The 12,227-nt window shown below is 38.5% G+C and carries 12 protein-coding genes; 11 read left to right on the top strand and 1 reads right to left on the bottom strand.

The features are described 5' to 3' along the window. Window positions 1-534: 534 nt before the first annotated feature. Window positions 535-1,746 (bottom strand): nucleotidyltransferase, encoded by a 1,212-nt coding sequence (locus ABH966_RS01905; RefSeq protein ID WP_370075333.1) that lies wholly within the window; start codon window positions 1,744-1,746, stop codon window positions 535-537. Between the two features lie 197 nt (window positions 1,747-1,943). Between ABH966_RS01905 and ABH966_RS01900 the strand changes: the two genes are divergently transcribed. The 11 genes from ABH966_RS01900 to ABH966_RS01850 all read left to right on the top strand — a co-directional run bounded on the left by ABH966_RS01900 (window position 1,944) and on the right by ABH966_RS01850 (window position 12,169). Then, entirely contained in the window at window positions 1,944-2,477 is a 534-nt protein-coding gene (locus ABH966_RS01900; protein WP_370075332.1) for a YceD family protein, read from the top strand. 24 nt (window positions 2,478-2,501) lie between these two features. Beyond that, on the top strand, window positions 2,502-2,675 hold the full coding sequence (gene rpmF / locus ABH966_RS01895; protein ID WP_010858320.1) for a 50S ribosomal protein L32: 174 nt from the start codon (window positions 2,502-2,504) through the stop codon (window positions 2,673-2,675). A gap of 163 nt (window positions 2,676-2,838) precedes the next feature. Next, window positions 2,839-3,606, top strand: a complete 768-nt coding sequence (locus ABH966_RS01890; RefSeq protein ID WP_370075331.1) for an enoyl-CoA hydratase/isomerase family protein — start codon at window positions 2,839-2,841, stop codon at window positions 3,604-3,606. Between the two features lie 110 nt (window positions 3,607-3,716). Then, on the top strand, window positions 3,717-4,094 hold the full coding sequence (locus tag ABH966_RS01885) for a transcriptional regulator (RefSeq protein WP_249073236.1): 378 nt from the start codon (window positions 3,717-3,719) through the stop codon (window positions 4,092-4,094). Between the two features lie 633 nt (window positions 4,095-4,727). Beyond that, entirely contained in the window at window positions 4,728-5,630 is a 903-nt protein-coding gene (locus tag ABH966_RS01880) for a ketopantoate reductase family protein (RefSeq protein ID WP_370075330.1), read from the top strand. Further along, window positions 5,627-6,022, top strand: a complete 396-nt coding sequence (locus tag ABH966_RS01875) for a DUF3397 domain-containing protein (protein ID WP_370075329.1) — start codon at window positions 5,627-5,629, stop codon at window positions 6,020-6,022. Before ABH966_RS01880 ends, ABH966_RS01875 begins: the two co-directional genes overlap by 4 nt. A gap of 283 nt (window positions 6,023-6,305) precedes the next feature. Next, window positions 6,306-7,922 carry a bacillithiol biosynthesis cysteine-adding enzyme BshC gene (gene bshC, locus ABH966_RS01870; protein ID WP_370075328.1) on the top strand — a complete coding sequence of 539 codons (1,617 nt, stop codon included), beginning with the start codon at window positions 6,306-6,308 and terminating at the stop codon, window positions 7,920-7,922. A 253-nt stretch (window positions 7,923-8,175) separates the two neighbouring features. Continuing rightward, on the top strand, window positions 8,176-8,607 hold the full coding sequence (gene mraZ, locus ABH966_RS01865) for a division/cell wall cluster transcriptional repressor MraZ (RefSeq protein WP_370075327.1): 432 nt from the start codon (window positions 8,176-8,178) through the stop codon (window positions 8,605-8,607). A gap of 35 nt (window positions 8,608-8,642) precedes the next feature. Further along, a complete protein-coding gene (gene rsmH, locus ABH966_RS01860; protein ID WP_370075326.1) occupies window positions 8,643-9,593 on the top strand; it encodes a 16S rRNA (cytosine(1402)-N(4))-methyltransferase RsmH in 951 nt (316 codons plus the stop codon). Beyond that, on the top strand, window positions 9,594-9,962 hold the full coding sequence (gene ftsL2, locus ABH966_RS01855) for a cell division protein FtsL (protein WP_370075325.1): 369 nt from the start codon (window positions 9,594-9,596) through the stop codon (window positions 9,960-9,962). It begins immediately after the preceding gene. After that, window positions 9,959-12,169, top strand: a complete 2,211-nt coding sequence (locus tag ABH966_RS01850; RefSeq protein ID WP_370075324.1) for a penicillin-binding protein — start codon at window positions 9,959-9,961, stop codon at window positions 12,167-12,169. The genes ftsL2 and ABH966_RS01850 overlap by 4 nt, the downstream gene beginning before the upstream one ends. Window positions 12,170-12,227: the final 58 nt, after the last annotated feature.

The raw sequence follows: 12,227 nt of genomic DNA, 5'->3' as shown, positions 1-12,227 counted from the left end.
ATTTTTTATGAAAAAAATTGAAAGCCGGTGAAATTTTACTGATCGTAAAATTTCGCCGGCTTTTTAGTTTAGAGATGGGTTTTGTCCCAGCCTCTTTTACTTTATTATGTTGCCCAGTCTCGACTCCAATCAATTCATTAGTAAGTGTCTTTTAGCATTTCACTCTTTAATTTATAGTGATAGTATGCAAAATGTTTGCGCAGCAGATGTACAATAACATTCTCTATTCTGTTTGATTATGGTAAGTGGCCAAAGAGTTCATTCTTAATTGCATAAATTAAAAGTACTGCGCTATCATTGATTGGAATGGAAGGCTACTCGACTCCCGTGGGAAAGCGAGACAGGTGAGACCTGCGCGGAGCGAGTGTTTTCCGTGCGAAAGCAACGTAAGCGACTCAACGCTCGCTCACAGGAAAGCGAGTAGCCTGGAATGGAAATCACCCTCATTTAAAGCGCCACGACATTTCTTGACCATTTTGTTTGTCAACAACATAAAAGGATGCTAGAAGAATTTCTGGCATCCTTTTTCGTTACTTAAAAACGAATCGGTGGTGTTTGATAATCTTTAGGAAGACTTTGCTCTTTTATTCCTTGTTCTATACTTAAATTGTATACCTCTGCAGCATGAATATCTACAGCAAGCATAGCATCATCCATAGCGGCTACACGACTGATTAAAGGTAAAGGTATATCTTTTTTATGCATGCCTAAATAGCCTTGTCCCTTCTTGCTCATACCAAGTAAACGTATACTAGATGGAGCGTCAAAGCTTTGCAATTGTTCCTTTGTAAACCCAGTATAAATGTGTGTGAGCATACGTTGAAGACGCGTCCAAGTATAGCGTTTTGATTTAATTTTCTCCATAAAACTACTGAATGAATGACTTGTTTTCGCTGCTTTAATTAGAGCATTCTCAATGCCTTCTGTTACTTCAGCATAGCGCGTAAGTTCATGAGGTGTGTGCCGAATAAGCGTAAACTGTAACAATGGCCAAAAAGTTTCCCAACTTGCAAATTCCCCATATTTTTCGTGCCAATCAGCTAAATAATCAAACGATGCTTTAGGGAGAAAATCTTCCACACTTTGTAGGGTGCTAGTTGTTGCTAGAGCCTTGCGAATTCCTGTGGCACTAGCAATAGATGCACCTTCTTGTAAAGCGTCATGGTAACCTGCAACGATGCGTGGGATTGTTAAAGGCTTAATGTTACTACTTAGCACTTTGGCAGCCTCAATATAATGAAAACCAAGTATATTGTTTGGCTGTCCCAAATCAATGTATGTTGCAGGGAATTTTTGAGAAAGCTGCTCATAGGCGTAATGTAGACTTTTAGGATAGCTTGCACCCGTTTTAAGGCTTTCTTTAATAAGAGTGTTATATTCAGTGCGATGATTATTAATGAGCTGAAACGTATTCATAAAGGGTTGAATGGAACCATCTTCGCTTCCAAAGGCAAAAGAATCGCAACCAATTGCTGATAATAAGGAAATTGCACCTTTTGCGAAATCGGTTGCAGGTGCGGTACTATAAACGTAGGGTAGCTCGATGACTATATCAACGCCACCTGTTAGAGCCATTTTTGTACGTGTCCATTTATCGACCATGGCTGGTTCACCACGCTGCAAAAAATCCCCGCTCATGATGGCGATGACAATATCCGCTTGTGCTACTTTTTTTGCCTGTTCCAAATGATAGGCATGTCCGTTGTGAAAAGGATTGTATTCAACAACTATTCCGACTGCTTGCAAATTTAAGCCCCCTTTTTCATTTGCTTCTCGTTCTTATAAATTTGGAGCCTTTTGCTTATTATAGAACGATTTGGAGCAAATTCACTTAGTATAATATATAATTATAGGTGGGTTTTATTGTGGTGACAAGAAATTATCTTGACATCTATTTTTACACATTATATAATCAACATTGTTGTCTCGAGGTGATTAAACGAATGAAATGGTCAATTCATCAATTATCTAAATACCGCCAAAACGGGATGCCAATCGATGCCTATGTCCAGTTGGACGAGGTGATGGAGCGAAACCAGGATATTCGAGCAATTTCGCCCGTTCATGTAAAAGGGCTATGTACTTTCGGTGCATCGCAAATGACATGTCAGCTAACTGTGACAGCGACGTTAACACTACCATGTGCACGCACATGGGAAGATGTTGAGTTTCCTATCGAAGTTGAGACAGTTGAAATTTTCAGCTGGATTGACGAGGATAAACGAGGGGAAGATGACGGAGAAATTCACTATATTGATGGTGAAGTAATCGACATGAAGCCGGTTATCGAGGAGTTAGTGCTTCTTGAAATACCTTTGCAAGTGTTCAAGGAGAATACCGAAGGACAAGTGCAAGGTGGTAAAAACTGGTCTTACGCAACAGATGAAGACGTTGAACTACACAAAAAAGCTGACACACAAAAAGTGGATCCAAGACTTGCTAATTTAGCTAAGTATTTTGATCAAACAGACGAATAGACGATCTGTAAGGAGGTGCCATCAATGGCTGTACCATTTAGAAGAACTTCTAAAACTGCAAAAAGAAAGCGTCGTACGCATTTCAAACTATCTGTACCTGGTATGGTAGCTTGCCCAAACTGTGGGGAAGCAAAATTATCACACCGTGTTTGCAAAGCTTGCGGACAATACAAAGGTAAAGAAGTAGTAAGCAAATAATACAGTGTTTGCTCACTTAAAAGGCTAGTAGAGAGACCATGGCTCTTTACTAGCCTTTTTGTTAGTTTGAAGAGACGGAATTTTCCGGCAATAACGAAAAGATATATAGTACTATAATAATTGTATGATACAATTTATCCATCGGGACAAAGGGGGAAATAGTGTGGCTTACATAATTGATAACAAAGAAGGTATTATGACGTTTACGATTAATCGAGAAGAAAAACGGAATGCGGTTAATGATGAGGTTATGGATGGGCTCCAAGAAGTCATTACATATATTCGTAATCATGATGATGTTCGTTTCTTGGTCGTGACGGGCGCGGGGGATAAATCATTTTGCTCAGGAGGCGATTTATCTGAGTTTCATTCGCTTGAAACAGAGGATGAAGCGTTCGGGATGTTAGGTAAGATGGGTAAAATATTATATGACCTTGCAACATTGCCTGTACCTACGATTGCGTTAATTAACGGAACAGCGGTTGGTGGAGGTTGTGAAATTGCAACAGCTTGCGATTTTCGTCTAGTGGCAAGTTATGCGAAGTGCGGTTTTATACAGGGGACATTAGCAATTACAAGCGGTTGGGGTGGCGGTACATACTTATTCGAACGAGGATTACGCCATGATCGTGCGATGAAGATGCTAGTCGATGCGAAGCCTTATCCGGCGGAATTACTATATGAGATTGGTTGGGCAATGCGCGTTTTTGAAGGTTCAAAAGAAGCGGCATTGAACGATTTTATCGAACATATGCGTAAAATTCATCCTTCTGTTCATAAGGCTTATAAAGAAATTGAGCTTCGTAAGTGGCGTGAACGTAATATGTATGAACGTGTTATGGAGGAAGTTCGAACATGTGCGAAATTGTGGGAAAGTGAAGCTCACCACGAGGCAGTTGCTAATTTCCTAACAAAGAAAAACAATAAATAATGTATAACGGCAGTGATTATAAGAAAACATAATCACTGTCTTTTTTAATTCGATGATTCTATTTTGCTCGCTCACGCATATAGTAGTAAAAAATGCGAGGGTGATAGATTATGGAATTGAAAAAAAGAAAAGATCAATGGACAAAGGAAGACGATGAAAGATTAGCAGAAATTGTGTTGCATAATGTGCAAAATGGCAAAACACAGCTAGAAGCTTTTGAATTGGCTGCTACTGAACTAGGTCGTACAAAACAAGCTTGTGGTTTCCGTTGGAATAAAACATTACGTAGTCAATATAGTCAGTCACTACTAGCTGTCCGAAATCAGCCACAACAATCGATGCGAAGCCATTTGAAGTTGGCATTAACAAGTTTTGATGAATTAACAGAAGCCTATCAAAGTCTCGAAGTAAGGCACCGCGAATTACAAAATGAGCACGATAAACTAGTGAAATGGTTGCAGCAAGGGTATTCTTTAATGAAAGATTAAAATAAGGAATCTGACGAAAGTTAAAAGTGCTGTAGAGTAAGGTACTTAGAAAAAATGTAAACTTGAATGAAAACATAATGCTGCGCTGAGTGTTTCAAAAAATATTTATCCCTCATTAACGGTCCGTAAAATTCCAATAGGTGAAGGCTGATAATTAGTGAGAAAAAACCACTGATGAAAGTTTCGCTTATTATATTATCGTAAACACTTAGTCAATCCTGTATAATAAAAGAAGCTGCATAGGAGGTGCCTTAGAGGTCATTCTAAGGCACCTCCTTCTGTAGAAAGGGACGAAAAGGATCATTTAACTTCTTTCAGCGAATGTCTAATGTAACGTAAGTGAAACGGCAGTTACGGATGTCTTTTGTAGCGACAGGTACAGGTGTCCAAACATCTGCTGGAATAGAGGAACTCAGTCCGAACGTCACGTCCTGTGGCAATTTATCTGTACGAAAGCAAAGAGACAGCAACAAATGTTTTCTGTACGAAAGCGAAGCGACCACCAATCAATTATGCCGAGGCATAATTGATTGGTGGTCGGCAGCGGCTAAGATGTAATTGCGGTAGAACTGTTTAGGAGGGCGTTCTCTTATGTTAGATTGTCCATTGTATATATGGGAGGTGTGATGGATTGTGGATGTAGCGATTATTGGTGCAGGTGCTGTAGGTTTGTTAACGGCAAGTTTTTTAGCTGAGTCTGGTATGTCTGTAACGTTGGTTGCAAGAAGGCCGGAGCAGGTAGATGAACTTAATGCGAAGTATTTAACACGAGAGAATGTTGATGGAACGAAAACTGTGCAAAAAGTTGCTTCAACTACGAAATTAATGGAGTTACCACAGCAAGATTTAATTGTAATCGCTGTTAAGTATGGTCAATTACAAGAGCTTTATGGACAATTATCTGCGTTACCAAGTACAGTTTCGTTGTTGTTTATGCAAAATGGTTTAGCGCATTTTGATGAAGCACTGCGTTTGCCACAAAAAAATATTGCCTTTTGTTCTGTGTCATTTGGTGCTCAAATGATAGATCAGGTAACCGTGCAACATAGGGGTGTAGGTCCTTGTAAAATTGCGATAGAGCGAGGGGATAGTGATGCCTTTAACGATTTGTTGCAATTTGGAAATTCCTTGTATCCAGTTGAATTGGTTGCTAATGCTGAACAAATGTTGTTTGAGAAAGCTGTATTCAACTGTTTGATTAATCCTTTAACGGCCATATTGCAAGTGAGGAATGGAGAATTAGTAACGAATAAGCGAGCATTTTTATTAATGCAAACTATCTATCAAGAATTAACAGATGCTTTTGAAGGCATAGAACAAGCTATACCTTTTTTCAAGGTGATAGAGTTATGTGAAAAAACAGCAAGTAATACATCATCTATGCTAGCGGATCGGATACATGGGAGGAAAAGTGAAATTGACACGATTGTAGGAGTAATACTAGAAAAAGCTCTAGCAAAAGGTCATGATTTGCCTACTTTACGTACTTTATACCACCAAGTACTTGCGATAGAGGAGAGCGGTGAAAGACGTTGAAAGATTTTTTACATATAATAATAAGTATCATTATTTTTTGTCCAATACTCCTTTTTGTGATTGTCTATTTAATTAGTCGAAAGGTTAAAATTCGAGGTACTCATGCTTTTGGAGTGGCATCCGACGTGACAACGGTCTGTTTGTTTTTTTCAGTACCACTAGCAATTGGTGTGCTGTGGCATGTCAATGTTAGTGCGCTATTAATAACGTTGGCGATAATGATGGCAATGATTTTTACATATATTGATTGGCGAACGAAAAAGGAAATTGAAGTGAAATCGCTACTTAGAAAAATTTGGCGCTTTCAATTTTTAGTGTTAAGTACGGCGTATATTGTTATTTGTATAGTAGGTGTTATTCGATCTGTTATAGAATATTTACAGGCTGTCTAAGCATTTTCTTTTCATGTTGAAGCCATAAGCGTTAAAATAATAGCATTAAAGATTGTTTTATATTAATAACTCTATATGTGCAAAAAATTAAATAAAATTCCAATGTACGACAACGTTTGAGTATCTGACAAAAATCGTATACTGTTTTTCTAAATATTTGTTGGGAATTGTCGGTTTGATAAACGTTCTAATTGCTTAGTAGTATGAAAAGGGATTTATTTTATTTCAAGTTTGCTTATGAAGAGTAAGAAGATGATTTAGTGAGTAGAGGAGTTTGTGTTAAATGAAACTGGAGTCAATCCAAGTACCCATAAAAAATCGTTTGCTAGCAGATTATTGGTCGTCGAATACTGCCATCCATGAGTTTTTTGAATACGCATATAACGATAAATCTTTTGAAAAACGAGCGCAATATTTAGATCAGCATGCATATGATCAAAAAGAATTAACAGCCATCATACGTCAATTTATGGAGCCGCTCGGTTTATCAAAGAAAGCGAATGAACATTTGCAGCAACTAGAGCAAGGGGCTGTTGCAGTTGTCGGTGGGCAACAAGCGGGTATCTTAACAGGCCCTCTTTTCTCAGTGCATAAGGCGATTTCGGTCATTGCATTAGCAAAAGAGCAAAGTGTAAAACTTCAACGACCGGTTGTTCCTGTTTTTTGGATAGCTGGTGAAGATCATGATTTAGAGGAAATTAACCATACGTATACAGTACGTGGTGAAGATATTAAAAAACGTGTTTACGGTGAACGTTCAAGACGTAAAACGATGGCTTCTGAAACAAGTATAAACAAAGAATCAATGACACAATTAATTAATACGATTGCGAAGGATATGGGCGAAACAGAATTCACTGAAATGCTTGTGAAACAATTAGTGGATACTCTTAATGAGTGTGAAACATTTACGGACTTCTTTGCGCAACTTATGAACCAATTGTTTAAAGATGAAGGTTTATTGATGATTGATGCAGCAGACTTTAAATTCCGCCAATATGAGCGTGATAATTTTACCCGTATCATTCATAAAAATGAAGAAATTGCTAGAGTGGTGACAGAAAAAGAAGCGGAGCTTGAACGTGCAGGCTATGGCACTCCTATTTTGGCATCAAATGAAGCGGCCAATTTATTCTATGTAGAAGATGGGGAGCGTCATCTTTTAGAAAGAAAAAATCAGCAATTTGTAAATCTAGCTGCAAATATCAAGCTATCACGTGAGGAAGTTTTAGAAATTGCTGAAAAACATCCTGAGCAGTTAAGTAATAACGTTGTGACGCGTCCGCTAATGCAGGAAATGACATTGCCTGTGCTTGCGTTTGTTGGTGGACCAGGGGAGCTTGCATACTGGGCGACATTGAAAGATGCGTTTGCGGTATTAGGTTTACAAATGCCGATTTTTGCTCCGCGTCTTCATATCACGATTGTCACACGTCACGTAGAACAACTTTTGCGTGAATATCGTTTAAATGTTGCCGATGTTTGGGATGGAAAAGCGGTACAGCTTAAAGAACAGTTTATTGCTGAAATACAGGATACTGAAGCGAAGCATCAAATTCAGGTGATGCAACAAGATCTTTTAGAAAAGTATGAGGCCCTTCAACTTTATTTAGAAGAGCAACAACTATTACTAGATAAAATTCTTGTGAAAAATAAAGAGAATCATCTAAAGCAATTTGAGTATTTACAGCAAAAGGTTGAACAAACTGTTCTAAACAAGCATGAAACGACAATTCGAAAATTTATGACGCTACAAAATGAGTTGTATCCAAATGAAGGATTCCAGGAAAGAACTTATAATCCTTATCAATATTTTAATGAGTTTGGACCTATGCTAATTACTGAAATGCTGAAACAAAATTATAGCATTGGCAATCACCATTATTTAATTTATTTATAATTCCAATGTTTGTAACTTTATACCTAATTAACAATTTAATACAATGTTAATTTGATGAACAATGACGACATAAATAGTAAATGGAGAGCTATCCTACTAAGGGTAGCTCTTTTTTTGTGTCATTTATCATGGGTTCAATAATTTGTTAAAGGTCTATTCACGTATTAAGTGTTAAAATGTCAAGTTTTTTTTAAAAAAAGTGGTGGAAAGTGGGGGGATGTGGTACATTATTTAATAAAGTGGGGTGAATAGCATGTTCATGGGAGAATATCAACACTCTGTTGATGCGAAAGGACGACTAATCGTGCCCGCAAAATTTCGTGACGCCTTAGGTGAAACGTTTGTTGTAACACGCGGACTTGATAATTGTTTATTTGGCTATCCTATGGATGAATGGCGAAAACTCGAAGAAAAATTAAAGGGCTTACCGATGACCAAAAAGGATACACGTGCATTTGCAAGGTTTTTCTTTTCTGGGGCAACGGAAGTAGAGATAGACAAGCAGGGGCGCATTAACATTCCTTCAATTCTTATGCAGCATGCACATCTTGTAAAAGAATGTATCGTGTTAGGAGTTTCGAATCGAATTGAAATATGGGCGAAAGATGCTTGGGAAGCTTACTTTAGTGAGTCGGAACAATCCTTTAATGAAATTGCAGAAAATATGATTGGCTTTGATTTCTAAATTTTTTTAGTTAAGGCCAGAAGGGAGCGAGTGGTATGTTCGATCATACAACCGTGTTATTAAAAGAAACTGTTGATGGGTTGAACATCGATCCTGATGGTGTATATGTGGACTGTACGTTAGGTGGAGCAGGACACAGTGAATATTTAGTACAACAATTGTCTGAAAAAGGGCGTCTAATTTGCTTCGATCAAGATATGACAGCTATTAACAATGCAAAAATTCGATTGGCGCCATATATTGAGCGTGTGACATTTGTTCATTCGAATTTCCGCTATTTAAAAGAAGAGCTATTAGCGCTTGGTATTGAGCAAGTTGATGGTGTTTTATATGATTTAGGCGTATCTTCACCTCAGCTTGATACACCAGAACGTGGCTTTAGTTATCACCATGATGCACCTCTAGATATGCGCATGGACCAAACGGCACCACTTACAGCATTTCATGTTGTGAATGAATGGGCATATGAAGATTTAGTACGTATATTTTTCCGTTATGGAGAAGAGAAATTTTCCAAGCAAGTTGCTCGTAAAATCGAAGAAGCACGTAAGGTGGCATCGATTGAAACAACCGGCCAACTTGTAGAACTTATTAAAGAGGGTATTCCAGCAGCGGCTCGCCGTAAAGGTGGACATCCAGCGAAGCGCATATTCCAAGCAATACGAATTGCTGTTAACGATGAGCTAGGCGCGGCAGAGGATTCATTAGTCGATGCGATTGATATGATAAACGTAGGTGGACGCATTAGTGTCATTACGTTCCATTCATTGGAGGACCGCCTATGCAAGACTATTTTTAAGGAAGCGTCATCATTACCGGAATTACCACCGAATTTACCAGTGATTCCAGATGACATGAAGCCAACTTTAAAGCTTATCACGAGAAAGCCGACTCTTCCTTCTGATGAAGAATTGGCAGTAAACAATCGTGCTCGTTCAGCTAAGCTTAGAGTGGTGGAGAAAATTAACGACAAAGGGCGTGAGTAAATGGCAGCAGTTCGTGTAAGGCAGCACCAGCAACAACAAGTGCAACAACCGATAACACCCCCTAGTCCACAACCCACTATCATACGTCGCAAAAAAACGAACCAGAAGTTTGAAAAAACAATGCTAATTTTTTTAGTTAGCATTGTTGCTGTATTATCGGTACTAGTTTTGAACAAGCAAGCAGCAATTCAAACGACAAGCATGGACATTCAAAAAATCGAAACTGAAGCAGGAGAGATTGCAAAAAAGAATGTTGACTTGACAGTTCGTGTGAGTGAACTTTCTACATACGACAACATATGGAAAAAAGCTAAAGAACTCGGTTTAACTCAAAATGAGAAAAATGTAAAGGTAGTGCCGGGAGAATGAAAAAAAAGAGATTTCGATTCCAATGGGGAGCCTTTCTATTATTAATTTTTTATGGAGGGCTCTTTTTTCTATTGTTCTCAAGAATGTTTATGTTACAAGCGACAGGTGAAGTGGAAGGACAAGAGCTTGCGGCAAGAGCAGCAGCGAAATATAGCAAAGAAAGTGCAATATCAGCAAGCCGTGGGAAAATTTACGATACAAATGGACAAGTTATCGCGGAGGATACACTTAGTTATCGACTAATCGCAGTCGTCAATAAACAAGCCACGACGGATGCAAAAAACCCTCGACATGTAGTAGATGCTGAAAAAACTGCGAAAATATTACATGAATATATTCCTGCTATGGATGAAGAAAAAATCTATAAACAACTTACTAGGGTAAATGATAAGGGCGAAAAGCCTTATCAAGTTGAATTTGGAAGTGCAGGCCGTGGAATAAGTCATGAGATTATGAGTAAAATTAAAGCGGAGAAATTACCGGGGATTTTATTTGTAAACGATTTAAAACGTTATTATCCAAATGGTATATTCGCCTCGCACTTAGTTGGTTTTGCACTAAAAGAAGAAAATAAGGATGGTTCGTTCACGACAAAAGGAAAAATGGGTCTTGAGCTTACTTATAACAAAGAACTAACCGGAAAAGACGGCAAGGTTGAATATGAGACAGATGCTTTCAGTTATTTATTGCCGAATAGTGAAAAAATGGTGACACCTGCGAAAAATGGTGATGACATTTATTTAACACTTGATAAAACGATTCAAAGCTTTTTAGAGGAAGCGATGACAGCGGTTGAAAAGGAATATAACCCTGAATCGATGACAGCTATTGTGGCAGATCCGAAGACTGGTAAAATCCTAGGGATGTCACAACGACCTACGTTTAATCCTGATACACGTGAAGGCGATAATATGAAATGGCTGAACGAGGCTATTGAAGAGACCATTGAACCAGGCTCGACGATGAAAACGTTCACGCTTGCCTCGGCTATTGATACAGGTGCGTGGGATCCAAATGCAAGATATCCGTCAGGAACATACATGGTTTATGGTAAACCTATTAGAGACCATAATAATGGGTATGGTTGGGGTACGATTCCTTATTTACAAGGCTTCCAACGTTCATCTAATACGGCAATGGCTCACCTTTTAAAGAGAATTGGTGAGGATGTTTTTTTTGATTATTTAGATCGATTTGGATTTGGTAAGAAAACAGGCATTGATTTACCGAATGAAGCATCGGGTACACTTTTATCGAAATATCCAGTAGAACGAGTGACAACAACGTTCGGTCAAGGTTCTACAGTAACGCCGATTCAGTTAATTCAAGCAATGACAGCGATTGCGAATGACGGGAAAATGATGCAACCCTATGTCATAGATCGTATCGTTGACCCTTCGACAGGAAAAACGATTAAAAAGCATGAGCCGATTGAAAAAGGAAAACCAGTTTCAGCCGACACAGCGAAGCAAGTAAAAGAAATCCTTGCATCTACATTAACATCTGAGTTTGGTACGGCGAAGGATTTTATCCTTGATGAATATGAAGTTGCAGGGAAAACAGGTACTGCCCAAATTCCATTAGGAAATGGCAACTATTCATGGGGAGCAAATGAATTTTTATATTCTTTCTTAGGAATGGCTCCTGTAGATAACCCTCAGCTCATTGTGTATGTTTCCGTAAAAAGGCCAAAGCTAAAGGGTGACCTTGGTTCTGTACCAGTTTCAAAAGTATTTAAACCAGTTATGTTAAATAGTTTAAAGTATTTAAATGTGAATACCGAAGATGTAAAGCATGTTGACAATACAAAAATACAAGATTACACAGGTCAAAGTGCTGAGGCTATACAAGTAGAGCTTGCGAACGATGGTCTACAGCCTGTTATTGTTGGTAGTGGCGGTAAAATTATTGATCAATATCCAAAGGGTCCTCAAAAACTTGTAAAAGGTAATTTTGTATTTTTAAAGACTGAGGGTGATATAACGTTGCCAGACTTCACCAATTGGTCGTTACGTAATGTACTTGCTTTTAAGACAATGGCAAATTTAGAAATTGAAGTTGTTGGAGAGGGCTTTGTAGATAGTCAAAGCGTCTCGGCAGGTACGGTAATTTCAGATAGTTCACCGATTGTCGTGAAGCTGAAAACGCCAGCTGAAAGCTTTAAGCAAGATGTAGAGACCCCACCCGAGGGTGAAACAACTGAATAAACCCTGAATAGAAGCCCACTTTATTTCATACGTTGTAAAAAACAAGGTGTGATGTCGA

The organism is Lysinibacillus sp. RC46, assembly GCF_041262385.1.
In the GTDB taxonomy this organism is placed as follows: Bacteria; Bacillota; Bacilli; order Bacillales_A; family Planococcaceae; genus Lysinibacillus.
This window is presented reverse-complemented; position numbering and strand designations above follow the sequence as displayed.